The organism is Halomonas pelophila (assembly GCF_040196315.1).
Lineage (GTDB): Bacteria > Pseudomonadota > Gammaproteobacteria > Pseudomonadales > Halomonadaceae > Halomonas > Halomonas pelophila.
The window spans coordinates 114,562-130,988 of sequence record NZ_JBEGCI010000004.1 but is presented as its reverse complement, the minus strand read 5'-3'; the positions used below and the strand labels follow the sequence as shown (position 1 = coordinate 130,988).

Annotated in this window: 15 protein-coding genes; 3 read left to right on the top strand and 12 right to left on the bottom strand. The window is 68.8% G+C overall.

Annotated elements, in window-relative coordinates; genetic code table 11:
• Positions 1-12: 12 nt before the first annotated feature.
• The gene (locus tag ABE957_RS05585) at positions 13-2,760 is read left to right on the top strand and encodes a bifunctional acetate--CoA ligase family protein/GNAT family N-acetyltransferase (protein ID WP_349757694.1); all 2,748 of its coding nucleotides are present in this window, start codon (positions 13-15) and stop codon (positions 2,758-2,760) included.
• A 111-nt stretch (positions 2,761-2,871) separates the two neighbouring features.
• Here the strand turns inward: ABE957_RS05585 and pdxH are convergent, their stop codons facing one another.
• From pdxH to ABE957_RS05570, 3 genes are all read right to left on the bottom strand, one after another.
• Positions 2,872-3,513, bottom strand: a complete 642-nt coding sequence (pdxH, locus tag ABE957_RS05580) for a pyridoxamine 5'-phosphate oxidase (protein ID WP_349757693.1) — start codon at positions 3,511-3,513, stop codon at positions 2,872-2,874.
• Positions 3,514-3,606: 93 nt separating this feature from the next.
• Positions 3,607-3,954, bottom strand: coding sequence for a branched-chain amino acid transporter permease (locus tag ABE957_RS05575; RefSeq protein WP_349757692.1), 348 nt, complete (start codon positions 3,952-3,954; stop codon positions 3,607-3,609).
• Positions 3,951-4,652, bottom strand: coding sequence for an AzlC family ABC transporter permease (locus ABE957_RS05570; protein WP_349757691.1), 702 nt, complete (start codon positions 4,650-4,652; stop codon positions 3,951-3,953). Before ABE957_RS05570 ends, ABE957_RS05575 begins: the two co-directional genes overlap by 4 nt.
• A 129-nt stretch (positions 4,653-4,781) precedes the next feature.
• On the opposite strand from ABE957_RS05570, the gene ABE957_RS05565 reads away from it, so the two are divergent.
• On the top strand, positions 4,782-5,465 hold the full coding sequence (locus tag ABE957_RS05565; RefSeq protein ID WP_349757690.1) for a cytochrome b/b6 domain-containing protein: 684 nt from the start codon (positions 4,782-4,784) through the stop codon (positions 5,463-5,465).
• Positions 5,466-5,556: 91 nt separating this feature from the next.
• On the opposite strand, the gene ABE957_RS05560 is transcribed toward ABE957_RS05565, so the two are convergent.
• From ABE957_RS05560 to ABE957_RS05540, 5 genes are all read right to left on the bottom strand, one after another.
• Positions 5,557-6,030, bottom strand: coding sequence for a c-type cytochrome (locus ABE957_RS05560; protein WP_349757689.1), 474 nt, complete (start codon positions 6,028-6,030; stop codon positions 5,557-5,559).
• An 84-nt stretch (positions 6,031-6,114) separates the two neighbouring features.
• Positions 6,115-6,507 (bottom strand): DUF2069 domain-containing protein, encoded by a 393-nt coding sequence (locus tag ABE957_RS05555; RefSeq protein WP_349757688.1) that lies wholly within the window; start codon positions 6,505-6,507, stop codon positions 6,115-6,117.
• The gene (wrbA, locus tag ABE957_RS05550) at positions 6,504-7,127 is read right to left on the bottom strand and encodes an NAD(P)H:quinone oxidoreductase (protein ID WP_349757687.1); all 624 of its coding nucleotides are present in this window, start codon (positions 7,125-7,127) and stop codon (positions 6,504-6,506) included. Before wrbA ends, ABE957_RS05555 begins: the two co-directional genes overlap by 4 nt.
• Positions 7,128-7,167: 40 nt before the next feature.
• Positions 7,168-7,515, bottom strand: a complete 348-nt coding sequence (gene arsC, locus ABE957_RS05545; RefSeq protein WP_349757686.1) for an arsenate reductase (glutaredoxin) — start codon at positions 7,513-7,515, stop codon at positions 7,168-7,170.
• Positions 7,516-7,612: 97 nt separating this feature from the next.
• A complete protein-coding gene (locus ABE957_RS05540) occupies positions 7,613-8,053 on the bottom strand; it encodes a gamma-glutamylcyclotransferase family protein (protein WP_349757685.1) in 441 nt (146 codons plus the stop codon).
• 152 nt (positions 8,054-8,205) lie between these two features.
• On the opposite strand from ABE957_RS05540, the gene smrA reads away from it, so the two are divergent.
• The gene (smrA, locus tag ABE957_RS05535; protein WP_349757684.1) at positions 8,206-8,799 is read left to right on the top strand and encodes a DNA endonuclease SmrA; all 594 of its coding nucleotides are present in this window, start codon (positions 8,206-8,208) and stop codon (positions 8,797-8,799) included.
• 114 nt (positions 8,800-8,913) lie between these two features.
• On the opposite strand, the gene ABE957_RS05530 is transcribed toward smrA, so the two are convergent.
• From ABE957_RS05530 to metH, 4 genes are all read right to left on the bottom strand, one after another.
• Positions 8,914-9,444, bottom strand: coding sequence for a DUF934 domain-containing protein (locus ABE957_RS05530; protein ID WP_349757683.1), 531 nt, complete (start codon positions 9,442-9,444; stop codon positions 8,914-8,916).
• Positions 9,437-11,089, bottom strand: coding sequence for a nitrite/sulfite reductase (locus ABE957_RS05525; RefSeq protein ID WP_349757682.1), 1,653 nt, complete (start codon positions 11,087-11,089; stop codon positions 9,437-9,439). Before ABE957_RS05525 ends, ABE957_RS05530 begins: the two co-directional genes overlap by 8 nt.
• Positions 11,090-11,207: 118 nt before the next feature.
• A complete protein-coding gene (locus ABE957_RS05520; RefSeq protein WP_349757681.1) occupies positions 11,208-12,536 on the bottom strand; it encodes an MATE family efflux transporter in 1,329 nt (442 codons plus the stop codon).
• 63 nt (positions 12,537-12,599) lie between these two features.
• Complete coding sequence (gene metH, locus ABE957_RS05515) at positions 12,600-16,319, bottom strand: methionine synthase (protein WP_349757680.1); 3,720 nt, start codon at positions 16,317-16,319, stop codon at positions 12,600-12,602.
• Positions 16,320-16,427: the final 108 nt, after the last annotated feature.

Here is a 16,427-nt window from a genome sequence, read left to right as displayed (position 1 = left end):
GGAGGTCCTGGCTTGAGCACGCGCTTTCTTCGCCACTTCTTCGAGCCCGGCACCATCGCGGTGATCGGAGCGTCAGAGAAGCCCCATTCCATGGGTGGCCTGGTGATCCGCAACCTTCGCGAGGGCGGCTTTCCCGGTAGCGTCTGGGCGGTCAATCCCAAGGGCTACGACGCGGTCTTCGAGGCGCCCTGCGTCACCCGGGTGTCGCATCTTCCCGAGGTGCCAGACCTCGCGGTGATCTGCTCGCCGGTGCAGACGGTGCCCAAGCTGATCGACACCCTGGGCCGCTTTGGGGTCAAGGCCGCGCTGGTGCTCTCCGGCGGGGCCCACCTCGACCGCGAGCACGGCGACAAGGGTTCGGTCCGCAGCCGTATGCTCGGCGCGGCCCGGGCCTCCGGCATCCGTGTGCTCGGCCCCGAGTGCATGGGGCTGATCGTCCCCGGGCGCAAGCTCAACGCCTCCTACGCCAGCCAGCCCGTCAAGGCCGGCCGCGTGGCCTATCTCGGCCAGTCGGGCATGCTCGGTAACGCCATGATCGACTGGGCCGCCGGCCGCGGCATCGGCTTCTCCCACTTACTTACCGTGGGCGACAGCGTCGACGTGCTGCTGCCCGACCTGATGGACTACATCAACCAGTTCTCGCCGGCCCAGGCGATCCTGCTCCACCTCGAGCGCATCATGGATGCCCAGCACTTCATGACCGCGCTGCGCGATGCGTCGCGCAACCGCCTGGTGCTGGCCATCAAGAGCGGGCGCACCGCCGAATCTGACATCTCGGGCCTGCCGCCGACGCCCGGCGTGGCCAATCGCGACCAGATCTTCGATGCGGCCTTCGCCCGGGCGGGGGTGGTGCGGGTCAACGACTCCGACGAGCTCTTCGATGCCCTGGAGACGCTGTCGCGGATGAAGCCCTTGAAGGGCGATCGGCTGGCCATCGTCTCCAACGGCCTGGGCCCGGCGATGCTCGCCATCGATAAGCTGATCAATGCCGGAGGCAAGCTGGCTAGCTTCAGCGAAGAGACCCGCGACGCCCTGCGCCGTGACGACTTCGACATGAGCAAGCCCGGCGAGAACCCGGTGGACCTGGGCGGCAACGCCACCCCGGAACGGCTCGTGGAGGCCCTGGAGATCGTGGCGGCCGACCGCGGCGTCGATGCCGTGCTGGTGGTGCATGCCCCGACGCGGCAGGCCCCGTCGAAGACCACCGCCCAGGCGATCATCGCCGCCCGCAAGCGCTTTCGGCGCAACTTGCTGACCAGCTGGATGGGCCTGAACGAGGCGCTGTCGGCCCGCCACGAGTGCAACCTGGCGGGCATTCCTACCTATCTCAGCCCCGAGAAGGCGGTCAAGGCCTTCATGCACATGGTGAATTACCAGCGCGTGCAGGCGCTGCTCCAGGAGATTCCGCCGAGCCTGCCCTTCGCCACGACCCCGGAGATCCGCCGGCGCTGCCGGCAGCTGATCGAGGAGGCCCGCGAGGCGGGACGCGAGACCCTCTCACATTCCGAGACGGCGCAGGTGCTCGAGGCCTACGGGCTGCCGGTGGCGTCGAGTCGCTATCCCCGGACGCCGGAGGAGGCGGCCGAGGCGTCGGCCGCATTCGAGGGGCCCATGGCCCTCAAGGTGGTTCATGAGGGCAACTGCCGTCCCTTCCGCTACCGCCAGCACCCCCACAAGATCTCCGCCGGCCTGCTCCAGGACCTGGCGACCCCGGAACAGGTCGCCGAGGCGGTGGGGCGCCTGGGCGACCGGGTGCAGGAGAAGTTCCCGGACTTCGCGGTTCGCGAGTACTGCCTGCAAGCCATGCAGCGCGGCAAGCACTCCATGCAGCTGTGCGCTGGCATCACCCGCGACCCGGTGTTCGGTCCGGTGATCGTGTTCGGTATCGGCGGCTACAAGGTCAATATCCTGGCCGACCGGCAGGTGGCGCTGCCGCCGCTCAACATGAGCCTGGCGGCGGACGTGGTGGGGCGCACCCATGCGGCGGCGCTGATTCGCGAGCACTCCAACCATCCCGAGCGCGACCTGGAGCGGCTCTGCGAGCTGCTGGTGACCCTGTCGCAGATGGCCAGCGACCTGCCCCAGCTGCGCGGGCTGGAACTCAACCCGCTGGTGCTCAATCGCGATGGCCTGCTGGCCGTGGACTTCGCCATGGACCTCGGCACCCCGGCGCGCTTCGCGATCATGCCCTATCCCGAAGAGCTGCGTGAGTGGTTCACGCTGAAGAACGGCTGGGAGGTCGAGGTGCGCCCGATCCGTGCCGAGGACGCGCCGCTGATCACTCGCTTCCACGAGCAGCTCTCCGAGGAGAGCATCCGCTTTCGCTACTTCCACAACAAGGCCGACCTCACCCAGCGGGACCTGTCGATCCTCTCGCACATCAACTACGACCGACAGATGGCCTTCATCGCCGAGCACCGTGGCGAGAGCGGCGCCAAGGAGATGCTCGGCGTGGTGCGGGTGTGGAACGACCCCGACAATATCCGCACCGAGTTCTCGGTGATCATTCGCGACGATCTCCAGGGGCTGGGCATCGGCAGCCTGCTGATGAAGAAGATGATCGGCTACTGCCAGAGCGTCGGCACCCTGGAGATGATCGGCAAGATCATGGTCGACAACCATCCGATGCGCTCGCTGATGAAGCACCTGGGCTTTCGCCTGCGCTACAACATGGAGGAGCAGGTGGTGGACGCCGTGCTGCGCCTCAACGAGCCGGAGAGCGAGTGGCAGCGCCACCGCCTGGAGAGCCAGCCGGACTGACACCCACCCTCACCGGCGCTAGAAAAGAACGCGGCCCCCGCCATGGCGGGGGCCGCGTTCCGTTCGGATCCGAGTGGGCCGGATGAGTGTCCTGTCGACGCCGAGGCGGGGTCAGGGCGCCAGGCGGAAGCGGTGCCAGCTGCCGTCGCGGCGCTCGTAGCGCAGGCGGTCGTGGAGCCGGCTCGGCTGCCCCTGCCAGAACTCGATCATGTCGGGGATCACGCGGTAGCCGCCCCAGTGGATCGGGCGGGGAATGTCCTGCCCCTCGTAGGCACGCTCGAAGCGCTGTTCGCGCTCTGCGAGCCAGGTGCGATCGGGGATCACCACGCTCTGGGTGGCGACCCAGGCGCCCAGCTGGCTGCCGCGGGGGCGGCTGGCGAAGTAGGAGTCCGACTCCTCCGGGCTGACCTGCTCGACCCGGCCCTCGACGCGCACCTGGCGGGAGAGGCCGGGCCACCAGAACACCAGCGAGGCGTGGGGCACGTTGGCGAGCTCGCTGCCCTTGTGGCTGTGGTAGTTGGTGAAGAACACCATGCCCTTCTCATCGGTGCCTTTGAGCAGCACGATGCGGGCGTGGGGGCGTCCCTGGCTGTCGGCCGTGGCCAGGGTCATGGCGTTGCCGTCGCTGCCCTCGGTGTCGAGCGCCAGGGTCAGCCACTCGTCGAACAGCGTCATGGGCTCGTCGGGCGAGTCCGTCTCGTCCAGCTGACCACCCTCATAGTCGCGCCGAATATCGGCAATATTGCGTGTCATGACCGTCTCCTTGAAGTTTGTGCCATGGTCGCCGCTCGTCGGGCCAAGCTCAATGCCCTGGATCAACGGGCCATGCGAAATCTTTCCCCAAGCTTACGGTGTCCAGCCCAGCTGCACCATGGCCATGTAGGCGCCGGTCCCGCCGGCGATCGACAGCAGGGCATGGCGTCGCCACAGGTGTAGCCCCACCACCGCGAGCGAGGCGAGGATCAGCGGCCAGCCGTCGGGGGCGACGTTCAGGCGGCCGTCGGTCAGGGGGCGGAAGTCGCGCAGCGCGTAGATCACCAGGATCATCATCACCGCCGGCGGCAGGTAGCGCCCCAGGTGGAGGATCAGCGGGTGCTCTGCCTGGCGCGCCAGGGCCACGAACGGCAGCACGCGGGTGGCGAAGGTCGCCGCGGCGCAGACGGCGATGAAGATCAGCAGCTCGATGGAGGTCATGGGGACAGGGCCTCGCGTTGTGCCTGACGGCGGCGGTGGTCGGTCAGCAGGATCAGGGTGGTCGCGCCGATGGCGCCCAGCAGCAGGTGGCGGTCGGGCAGCAGCAGCACGGCGCCGAGGCCGGTGGCCAGTGCGATGGCGAAGGGCAGCCACTGGCGCAGCCGCCGGGCCTGCTCCAGCGTCAGCACGATGAACAATGCCGTCAGGGCGAACTCGATGCCGCGGCTGTCGAAGGTCAGGGTGGTGCCGATCAGCACGCCCGCCACACTGCCCAGCACCCACCAGAGCTGGTTGAGCAGGCTGAGGCGAAAGGCCTGGGCGTGGTCCAGCTCACGCTCGCCGCCGTGCGTGGTCAACAGCGAGTAGGTCTCGTCGGTCAATGCGAAGATGAGATAGGGCTTGCGCCAGCCGGCGCCCTGGAAGCGCTTGAGCAGCGAGAGGCCGTAGAAGAGATGGCGAGAGTTGAGCATCAGGGTGGCCACGGCCACCTCCACCAGGCCCGCCCCGGCGGCGAGCAGCGCCACGGCGAGAAACTGTCCGGCCCCGGCGTAGATCACCAGCGACATCAACAGCGCGCCCCAGACCGGGATGCCGACCTCGATGGCGAGGATGCCGAAGGCGGCCCCCAGCGGCAGGTAGCCGAACATCACCGGCAGGGTCGTGACGCTGGCCTCGTGCCAGGCGTGGCGGTTTGGCACCGTGGACCTCCTTGTCGTCGTGTGCGGGTGCGGTAACACTGCATCGGGCGAGCTATCATGGGCCGACGCGACCCGTGCCTCCCCTAGAGGCAGGGATATACTATTGCAGGAAGGCAAGGAGGCAGCAATATGCACCGCGTGAGAGTCTGGGATCTGCCGATTCGTCTGTTTCACTGGGCCTTGGTGAGTGCCGTGGCGCTCTCGTACTACACCATGAAGCTGGGGGGAGCCCCCTTCGTCTTTCCCGTCGAGATCCATGCCCGAGCCGGACTGGTGGTGCTGGGGCTGCTGCTGTTTCGCTGGGGCTGGGCGCTGGCGGGTAGCCACCATGCTCGCGTGTGGCACTTCCTGCACGGGCCGCGCGCCATGCGGGACTACCTGAGGGCCCTGTGGCGCGGCGCGCTGCCGCCTTATGCCGGCCACAATCCCCTCGGTGGCCTGGCGGTGATGGTCATGCTGCTGTCGCTGAGCGTTCAGGCGATCAGCGGACTCTTCCTGAGCGACGATGTCTTTTTTCAGGCGCCGCTCTACGACCAGGTCTCCACGGCGACCAGCGATGCGCTGCGCACCCTGCACCACTGGAACGGCCAGCTGCTGCTCGTGCTGATCGGCCTGCACCTGCTGGCCCTGCTGATCCATCGCCTGAAGGGTGAGCGTCTGGTGGGCGCCATGATCCATGGCCGCAAGCGGCTGGACGCGACGCCCCTGGATGCGCCCGGCGAGACGGTGACCCGCGACGCGGGCCGGCCGTGGCGGGCCACGGGACTGCTGCTGGTAGCGGTCGGTGTGGTCGCCTGGCTCTGGCGGCTGTGACGGTCGGGCCGCGCTAGGCCGGGCGGGGTGACACAAAAGCGAGGAGGCGGCCCGTGGGTCGCCTCCTCGTTTGTTGGCGCCTGGCGTCGGCTCACTCGGCCTTGTAGTTGTCGTGACACCCCTTGCAGGTATCGGCGACCGCCGCGACCTGGCGGCGCATGGCGGTGACGTCGTCTCCCTGGGCGAGCTCGGCCAGGGTGGCGGTCTCCTCGATCAGGGCCTGCTGGCGAGACTCGAAGTCCGCCCAGTCGTCGGCGATATCGGCCAGGGCGGCGGTGTCGATCCCGTGGCCATCGCCCCGCAGGGAGCTCTCGATGAAGCCTTCCCAGGGCAGGGGCGCCGCGGCGGCGAGGTTCTCGGCCCGGCGGGCGAACTCCTCGGCGTCGTAGTCGATCTTGCCTTGGGCCATGTCGCCCAGCGGGCCGATCTGCCAGCCGATCACACCCAGGGCGTCCTGGCGGTACTCGATGGCCTTGTCGACGTCGGCGGCGTAGCTACTGGTGGCGCTGACGAGCGCGAGGGTCAGGGTGGCGGCGGCGATCAGCGGTCTGCGCATCGGGGTCATCACGATCTCCTTTTCGTGTCGGGGGAGGACCGGTCGTCGAGCTACGGCCGGCCCCGCCCAGCCTAGCATTTTTCGCCCCCGCCGCTAGCCGGCGCGCAGCTGGCGGCTGCGGAAACGCGCGTAGCCCATGCACCCGGTGAACAGCGCCAGGGAGACCAGCGCCTCGGCCGTGCCGCGCAGCCCCTGGCCTGGCAGGGTGGCGACCATCACGCCCTGGGTAAAGTAGAGCAGGCTGACGAAGGAGAGCCAGGCATGGCCGCGCGGGCGACGGGCGATGATCGACGGCAGGAAGAGCACCAGCGGCAGCACGAAGGCCACCAGGGGCACCAGGGGATTGCCGTCGGTAGTGACCAGCAGGCCGCGATAGAGCATCAGCGCCAGCAGGATGCCATAGCTGCCGAGCACCAGTCGGCGTGAGGCGTCGGTCAGGTGATCGAGTCCCTTGCGGGCCTCCAGTCCCTCCAGCCACTGTCTCATTTGGCCTCCCGGCGTGACGCCTCGAGAGCCAGAGCGAGGCGCGCGACGCGCTTGCCCTGGGCGAAGGCGAGCGTGCGCTCGTGCTCGTCCAGCGGGCGATCGCTACGCGTGCCCGCCAGGTGGCTGGCGCCGTAGGGCGTGCCGCCGCCCGTAGTCGCCATTAACTCGATCTCGCTGTAGGGCAGGCCGGCGTACACCATGCCGTGGTGCAGCAGTGGCAGCAGCATCGAGATCAGCGTGGTCTCCTGGCCACCGTGCAGGCTGGAGGTGGAGGTGAAGGCGGTGGCCGGCTTGTCGATCAGGGCGCCGCCCAGCCACAGCTCGCTGGTGCCGTCGATGAAGTACTTGAGCGGGGCGGCCATGTTGCCGAAGCGGGTCGGGCTGCCGATGGCCAGGCCCGCGCAGTGGCGCAGGTCGTCGAGGGTCGCGTAGACGGCGCCGGCCTCGGGGATCTCGGGTTCCACCGCCTCGCAGGTGGCCGAGACGGCGGGCACCGTGCGCAGGCGCGCATCGATGCCCGGGCACGCCTCGACGCCGGCGGCGAGGCGCTCGGCCATGGCGCGGGTGGCGCCATGGCGGGAGTAGAAGAGAATCAGCACGTACGGACGGTTTGCGGTCATGGGAGTTCCTGGGTGACCTGGGGAAGCGGGCGGGCGAGGCTCAGTCGAGCAGGGCGCGGATGGCCTCGGGAGGGCGGCCGATGATGGCGCGGCGCCCGTCGTCGGCGATGGGGCGCTGCAGGATTCGCGGGTGGGCGAGCAGGGCCTCGATCACCTGGCGCGGGTCCTCGGCATCGGCCCTCCGCTCCTTCCACTCGCTCTCGTTCTGACGCACCAGAGCCGAAAGCTCGCCCTCCAGGCGCTGGATCAGGGCCTCGAGCTCGGCGGCGTCGAGCGGCTCGTCCAGGTAGCGGCGCACCCGCACTTCGGTCCCGGCCTCCTCGAGCAGGGCCAGGGCCTCGCGTGACTTGGAGCAGCGCGGGTTGTGGTAGAGGGTGATGCCGACCATGGAAACTCCTTGAACCCTGATGAAAGGCGCCATTGTAGAAGGCGGCGATGTAGGGCCACAACCCGGCCGTGCCGCAATCTCGCCAGAGGGGCGTGGATCATTCCGTGGCGTCGGCGGCGTCCTTTGGCAGGCGTCGATAGACCCAGGCCCGGGTGTCGTCGCCCAGGGTGACACGCACCCGCTCGTAGCGGATGCCCAGGCGCTCGTAGCGATCGAGGCGAGAAAGCTCCTCGGCATCGACCCGCAGCAGCAGGCCCTCCACTCGTGCCGAGGCTGCCGGCGCGAGGTCCAGCCCCGTGCGCCGGAAACCCTCCAGAACGACCGGTTCGGGCTCGCCGGTGCGGCCATAGACCAGCCAGCGGATCGGGGCATGGGTCAGGGTGCCATAGACGAAGACCCGGTGGGGCCCCTCGGCGATCGGGGCCAGGTGGTCCGGGCGCTCGTAGGTGAAGGGACTGAGCATGGTCAGCCACAGCCAGCCGGCCAGGGCGAGCGGGGAGGCGATGGCCAGGACACCCAGCCGCGTGCGCATGCGCATGGCGCTTCCTTGTCGTCATCAGTGGAGGGTGGGAATGGCGGGGTGGATCCCCGGTGTGCAGCGCCATCCTGCCACGATCGGGCCGAGTGCTTAAGCCGTGCGCGCGGCTCTGCTAGGATGGGATTTCCCCCTTGACGTCCTGGAGGTGTCCCGTGAGCCAGCCTAACCGTAACGACGAGGATTTCCAGGCGCTGATGGGGGACGTGCGCCCCCTGACGAAGCGTGCCCACCGTGCCGATCCGGGTCGCCGCCGCGGCGCCCCCAGCGAAGCGCAGCTGGCCCGGCGGGAGAGCGCGGCGGCCGAGACGCCGGGGCGCGACCTGCTCTCGACCGACTTCATCGACCTGATGCCCCCCTTCGATCCGCTCTACTTCCATCGCGACGGCATCCAGACCGGCGTGATGGATCGCCTGCGCCACGGCGGCTATCCGGTCCAGGCGAGCCTGCACCTGTTGCGCCGGCCGCTGGAGGAGTGTCGCCGGCTGCTGGCTCCCTTCATCCGCGAGGCCTACGCCCACGACCTGCGCTCGGTGATGATCATCCATGGCCGTGGCCGCGAGATCGACAGCCCCGCCAACGTGCTGCGCTCCTGTCTGGCGAAATGGCTCCAGAGCCTCGACGAGGTCCAGGCCTTTGCCTCGGCGAGCCAGGCGGATGGCGGCCTGGGCGCCACCTGGGTGATGCTGCGCAAGAGCGAGCGGGCGAAGGCCAACAACCGGGAACGTCAGCAGAAGCGTCGCGGCTGAGTCGGGACGCTATGTGTTAGATAGGCGACAAGCAGAAAGACGACGCCGCCGGCCTTCGGGCCGGCGGCGTGCGTTGGACAGGGACGTTGAAAAGAGGCGGCGTTGTCGCCCCGGTCAGGCCAGAGCCGGCTCCTGCAGTCGGCCGGCGAGCTCGCGCAGGCGACGACGGAACAGCGGCTGGGGGTCGTCGGTGCCCGGCTGGTAGCCGCGGCTGAAGGTGGTCAGGGCGTTGAGCGCGTCCGCGACGATCTGATCCTCGCGCAGCGAGAAGGCGTTGACGCCGCAGCGCGACAGGTAGAAGAGCTGGTCGATCAGCACGTCGCCGACGGCGCGAATCTGGCCCGAATAGCCGTACCGTTCGCGCAGCAGCCGCGCGATGGAGTAGCCGCGGCCGTCGGTGAACTTCGGGAAGTCGACGCCGATCAGCGGCGCCTGCGCGAGCTCGGCGGCGAGTTCAGGCGTTAGCTCTGTGTCGCTCGGCAGCCAGGGCGCCAGGTCGGCGCGCCGTCCGGCCGCCTGCCAGACATCCAGGCGTACCAGGGCCGGGCCCTCGGCCGGGGCGAAGTCGCCGTCGTGGCGTGGCCAGTCGGCCTCGACCGGGCGGCCATCGACGATCAGCGGGCGAGTGGCAATCTGCTCAGGCATAGACACGCTCCTTGAAGGGTTTGAGGCCGATGCGGCGATAGGTGTCGAGGAAGGTCTCGTCGGGCTGGCGGCTGCCGACATAGACCTGCAGCAGCTTGTCGATCACGCTCGGCACGTCCTCGCGGAAGAAGGAGGGGCCGAGGATCTTGCCGAGGGAGGCGCCGTTGCCCTGGCTGCCGCCCAACGAGATCTGGTAGTACTCCTCGCCCTTCTTGTCGACGCCGAGGATGCCGATGTGGCCGACATGGTGATGGCCGCAGGCGTTCATGCAGCCGGAGATGTTGAGCTCCAGGGGGCCCAGGTCGTAAAGGAAGTCGAGGTCCTCGAAGCGCTCCTGGATGGCGTGGGCGACCGGGATCGACTTGGCGTTGGCCAGGCCGCAGTAGTCGCCGCCGGGGCAGCAGATCAGATCGGCCAGGGTGCCCACGGTGGGGTTGGCCAGGCCCAGCGCCTCGAGGCGCTGCCAGAGTTCCTCGATGCGATCCACCGGCACGTCGGTGAGCACCAGGTTCTGCTCGTGGGTGACCCGCAGCTCGCCGTAGCCGAACTCGTCGGCCAGGTCCGCCACCGCGGCCATCTGCTCGGAGGTGACGTCGCCCGGCGAGTGCTCGCGGCGCTTCAGGGACAGGGTGACCGCCTTGTAGCCGGCCACCTTGTGGTCGGTGACGTTGTTGGTGACGAAGCGGGCGAAGGCGCGGTTCTCGCCGCGCAGCCGCTCATAGGCCTCGAGGGCCTCGGCGGGCACGGCGCGGCGCTCCGGCTCGACGAAGTGCTCGGCCACGGCCGCCAACGCCTCGGCGTTGAGGGTCTGGGGGCCGTCCTTGAGGTGGGCCCACTCCTCCTCGACGCGGCGGCGGAACTCGTCCACGCCCAGCGCCTTGACCAGGATCTTGATGCGCGCCTTGAACTTGTTGTCGCGGCGACCGAACTGGTTATAGACGCGCACCAGGGCCTCGAGGTAGGTAAGCAGGTGCTGCCAGGGCAGGTCCTCGCGCACCGTCTCGGCGATCATCGGCGTGCGCCCGAGGCCCCCGCCGGCCAGTACCTTGATGCGCACCTCGCCGTCGCGGTCGCGCCACAGGCGCAGCCCGACGTCGTGAACCTGAATGGCGGCACGGTCGTCCTCGGCTCCGGTCACGGCGATCTTGAACTTGCGCGGCAGGAAGGCGAACTCCGGGTGGAAGGTCGACCACTGGCGGATCAGCTCGCACCAGGGGCGCGGATCGACCTCTTCGTCAGCGGCGATCCCCGAGAACTGGTCGGTGGTGGTGTTGCGGATATCGTTGCCGCTGGTCTGGATGGCGTGCATCTGCACGCTGGCGAGCTCGGCGAGGATGTCCGGCACGTCCTCGAGGGCCGGCCAGTTCAGCTGCAGGTTGGTGCGGGTGGTGAAGTGGCCGTAGCCGCGATCGTAGCGGGCGGCGATCTCACCGAGCTTGCGCAGCTGGTAGGAGGCCAGCATGCCGTAGGGAATGGCGATACGCAGCATGGGCGCGTAGCGCTGAATATAGAGGCCGTTCTGCAGGCGTAGCGGCAGAAACTCCTCTTCGCCGAGCTGACCGGCGAGGTAGCGGCGCATCTGGTCGCGGAACTGGGCGACGCGTTCATCGACCAGGGTCTGGTCGTGGGAGTCGTAGCGATACATGCAGCGCGATCCTGAATCGAGAAAAGGGACGTTGGCGCTACCTTACCCGCTCCGGTTTATTCTAGAAAAGAATAAATGTGCATAGTTTATATGCGAAATGGAATGAGGCGGTACCCGGCTACAGTGCCAGGGACTGCCAGCGCCGCCGCTGCCAGATCAGCACGAACCAGGCCGAGTTGAGGCAGCGGTAGCCCAGCTGCACCCACCAGATGCCGAGCAGCCCCTGCTCGAGCACCACGCCCACCCACCAGGCCAGCGGCAGGAACACCAGCCACTGCAGGGAGAGGGTCGCGGTCATCACGGTGCGGTTCGCCCCGGCGCCCAGCAGGGCCTGGGCGAAGACCAGGGCGGCGGCATCGAGCACGATCATCACCGCGGTCAGCTGCAGCGGCAGCCGGCCCAGGGCGACCAGGGCCGGGTCGTGGAGGAAGAGGCGCAGCACCGCCTCGGGGAAGAGCAACATCGGCAGGGCCAGCACCGCCAGGGCGCACCAGGCCAGGCGCACCACCTCCCAGCCCCAGCGGTGGGCATCATGGAGTGCCTGGCGGCCCAGCGCCTGGCCGACCAGACTCATCGCCGCCATGCCGAGCCCCACGCCGGGCAGGATCAGCAGCAGCGAGAGGTTCACCAGCACGTGGCCCACCGCCACGCTTGGCGTATCGATGCGCCCGAGAATCCAGAACAGCACGGCGTAGCCCGCCGCGAACCACAGCTGCTGGAAGGAGTGGGGCGTGGCCAGGCGCAGGGTGGTGGCCAGGATGAGGCCGCGGGGGCGCTCGGCCAGAAAGCCGCTGCCGGTGGCGTGACGCAGGCTGAGCCCGGCCCAGATGGCGAGCCCCGCGAAGAGCGAGAGGCTGGTGCCGGCCCCGGCGCCGGCCGCGCCCATGGCCGGCAGCCCGGCCAGCCCGAAGATCAGCCCCAGGCTCGCGACCACGTTGATGGCGTGCATCACCAGGATGATGCGCAGGTAGATGCCGGTCTGCTGGATGCCGTTCCAGTAGCCGCGAAAGCAGAAGATCATCGCCACCGGGATCAGTGACACCACCCGCCAGCGGAAGTACTCCACCGCCACGGCGTTGACCGCGGGGTCCTGGTTGATCAGCGCCAGCAGGCGCGGCGCCTGCCACAGGCAGAGCAGGGTGAGCGGGCCCGCCACGGCCAGCGCGATGGCGAGCCCGGCATTGAGCGCCAGGGCGCGTCGTCCCCAGTCCTCCTCGCCGTGGCGACGTGCCGTCTGGGCCTGCACCCCCGAGGAGAGCCCGAAGACCATGGCGGTGATCAGGAACATGGCGTAGCCGCCGATGCCCACGCCCGCCAGGGGCACCTGGCCGAGCGAGCCCACCAGGGCGGCATCGATCAGGTTGAGCAGGCTCTGGGTGAGCATGCCGGCGATAATCGGCAGGGAGAGGCGCAGGATCGTCTGGCGGCGGGTGGGCTCGGGCAGCATCCGTCTTCCGGCAAGGTGGGGCACAGGGTATGAAAGATGGCCCGCCGCGGCGGGCCGGCGGAGTCAGGCGGGATCGTAGGAGAGCACCGGCGCGAGCCAGCGCTCCAGCGCCTCGACGGTCATGTCCTTGCGGGTGGCCAGCGCCTCGACCTGGTCGCGGGTGATCTTGCCGGTGGAGAAGTACTTCGAGCGGGGGTGCGAGAAGTACCAGCCGGCGACCGCGGCGGCGGGCCACATGGCGAAGTTCTCGGTGAGCTCGAGGCCGGCGTTCTCGGTGGCCTCGAGCAGGCGGAACAGGGTCGCCTTCTCGGTGTGGTCGGGGCAGGCCGGGTAGCCCGGCGCCGGGCGGATGCCCTGGTACTTCTCGGCGATCAGCGCCTCGTTGTCCAGGGTCTCGTCGGGCACATAGCCCCAGAACTCCTTGCGCACCCGCTCGTGGAGCCGCTCGGCGAAGGCCTCGGCCAGGCGGTCGGTGAGCGACTGGACGAGGATGGCGTTGTAGTCGTCGCCGGCGGCCTTGTACTGCTCGGCGAGCGCCTCGACGCCGTGGCCGGTGGTCACGGCGAAGCCGCCGATCCAGTCCGGCTGGCCGCTCGGCTCGCCCGTCGCGTCATCACGGGGCGCGATGAAGTCGGCCAGGCTGTGGCAGACGCCGTCGCGGTTCTTGGTGGTCTGCTGGCGGATGTGGTGCAGCCGCTCGATCACCTCGCGGCGCGACTCATCGGCGTACACCTCGATGACGTCGTCGTCGACGCTGTTGGCCGGCCACAGGCCGATCACCCCGCGGGCGTGCACCAGCTGCTCGTCGATCAGCTTGGCAAGCATCGCCTGGGCGTCGGCAAAGAGGTGGCGCGCGGCCTCGCCGACCACCTTGTCCTCGAGGATCTTCGGGTACTTGCCGGCCAGCTGCCAGCTCATGAAGAAGGGCGTCCAGTCGATGCGCGGGACCAGCTCCTCGATGTCGTAGTCGTCGAACACCTGGAGGCCGGTGATCGCCGGCCGGGGCGGCGTGTAGCCCTCCCAGGCCATGTCGGGCTTGCGGCGTCGCGCCTCGTCATAGCTCAAGTCGGCGGCCTTGGGGCGGCGCTTGGCGTTGCGCTCGCGCACCGTCTCGTACTCGGCGCGGATGTCCGCGATGTAGGCCGGCTTGAGGGCCGGCGAGAGCAGCTTGCCGGCCACGCCCACGGCGCGGGAGGCGTCCGAGACGTAGATCACCGGCTGATCGTAGCCCGGCTCGATCTTGACCGCGGTATGGGCCTTGGAGGTGGTGGCCCCGCCGATCAGCAGCGGCAGGCTGAAGCCCTGGCGCTGCATCTCCTTGGCCACGTGAACCATCTCGTCGAGCGACGGGGTGATCAGCCCGGAGAGGCCGATGATGTCGGCGTTGATCTCCCGGGCCGTCTGCAGGATCTTCTCGGCGGGCACCATCACGCCCAGATCGATCACCTCGTAGTTGTTGCACTGCAGGACGACGCCGACGATATTCTTGCCGATGTCGTGCACGTCGCCCTTCACCGTGGCCATCACGATCTTGCCCTTGGCCTTTGTCTCGGCGCTCTTCTCGGCCTCGATGTAGGGGATCAGGTAGGCCACCGCCTGCTTCATGACCCGCGCCGACTTGACCACCTGGGGCAGGAACATCTTGCCGGCCCCGAACAGGTCGCCGACCACGTTCATGCCGTCCATCAGCGGTCCCTCGATCACCTCGATGGGGCGCTCGGCGCGCTGGCGGGCGAGTTCGGTGTCCTCCTCGATGTAGGCGGTGATGCCCTTGACCAGGGCGTGGGCGATGCGCTTCTCGACCTCCCAGCTACGCCACTCGAGGTCCTCCTTCTTGGCCGGGCCGCTGCCGTCGCCCTTGTACTTGTCGGCGAGCTCGAGCAGGCGCTCGGTGGAGTCGCTGCGCCGATTGAGGACCACGTCCTCCACCGCCTCGCGGAGCTCCGCCGGCAGGTCATCGTAGACGGCCAGCTGGCCGGCGTTGACGATGCCCATGGTCAGGCCGGCGCGCACGGCATGGTAGAGGAACACCGAGTGGATCGCCTCGCGCACCGGGTTGTTGCCGCGAAACGAGAAGGAGACGTTGGAGACGCCGCCGGAGACCATGGCGTGGGGCAGGTGCTCGCGGATCCACTGGGTCGCCTCGATGAAGTCCACGGCGTAGTTGTCGTGCTCCTCGATGCCAGTGGCGATGGCGAAGATGTTGGGATCGAAGATGATGTCTTCGGCCGGGAAGTCCAGTTCGTCCACCAGGATGCGGTAGGCGCGCTGGCAGATCTCGCTCTTGCGGGCGAAGGTGTCCGCCTGGCCGGCCTCGTCGAAGGCCATCACCACCACGGCGGCGCCGAAGCGCCGGCAGGCCGTGGCCTGCTCGCGGAAGGCGTCCTCGCCCTCCTTCATGGAGATGGAGTTGACCACCGCCTTGCCCTGCACGCACTTGAGGCCCGCCTCGATGATCGCCCACTTGGAGGAGTCGATCATGATGGGTACCCGGGCGATGTCGGGTTCGCCGGCGATCAGGTTGAGGAAGCGCACCATCGCCTCCTCGGACTCGAGCATGCCCTCGTCCATGTTGATGTCGATGACCTGGGCGCCGTTCTCCACCTGCTCCAGGGCCACTTCCAGCGCGGTGGTGTAGTCCTCCTCGACGATCAGCCGCTTGAAGCGCGCCGAGCCGGTGACGTTGGTGCGCTCGCCGACGTTGACGAACAGCGAGTCGGCCTCGATGTTGAAGGGCTCGAGCCCGGAGAGGCGACAGGCCCGGGAGCGCTCGGGCACCCGCCGCGGGGGCAGGTCCTTGATGGCGGCGTGGATCGCCGCGATGTGCTCCGGGGTGGAACCACAGCAGCCGCCGATGATGTTCACGAGCCCGCTCTGGGCGAACTCGGCGACGATCGCCGCCATCTCCTCGGGCGTCTGGTCGTACTCGCCGAACTCGTTGGGCAGGCCGGCGTTGGGGTGGGCCGAGACGAAGGTGTCGGCCTTGGTCGAGAGCTCCTCGATGTAGGGCCGCAGTTCCTCGGCGCCGAGGGCGCAGTTCAGCCCCACGCTGAGGGGGCGGGCGTGGCGCACCGAGTTCCAGAAGGCCTCGGTGGTCTGGCCCGAGAGGGTGCGCCCGGAGGCGTCGGTGATGGTGCCGGAGATCATCACCGGCAGCCGCTCGCCGCGGGCCTCGAAGAGCTCCTCGAGGGCGTAGATCGCCGCCTTGGCGTTGAGCGTATCGAAGATGGTCTCGATCATGATCAAGTCGGCGCCACCCTCGATCAGCGCCTCGGCGGCCTCGCGGTAGTTCTCGCGCAGAGCGTCGAAGGTGACGTTGCGCTTGGCGGGGTCGTTGACGTCCGGCGACAGCGAGGCGGTGCGCGAGGTCGGCCCCAGCACGCCCGCCACGAAGCGCGGCACGCCGCTCTCCTCGGCCACGGCGTCGCACACCGCGCGGGCCAGGCGCGCCGACTCGCGGTTGAGCTCGGGGACCAGATCTTCCATGCCGTAGTCCGACTGGGAGAGGCGGGTGCTGTTGAAGGTGTTGGTCTCGACGATATCGGCACCGGCCTCGAGGTAGTCGCGATGAATCCGCGCCACCAGGTCGGGGCAGGTCAGGGCCAGCAGGTCGTTGTTGCCCTTCAGGTCGCTGGGCCAGTCGCTGAAGCGCTCGCCGCGGAACTCCGCCTCGGACAGCTCGGCGTTCTGCAGCATGGTCCCCATGCCGCCATCGAGCATCAGGATGCGACGTGAAAGGCTGTCATGAAGCGAGTTGGTCTGGGCGGTGGGAACGGCGGCCATGGGCGGATCAATCTCCAGCGAAGAGGCGTCAAGGTTCTGGCCGGCAGCGGTGCGCCTGTGGCGTCTTGTCTCGTTGATGCGCTGCGGGCCGGGGCGGCCTGCCGGGAT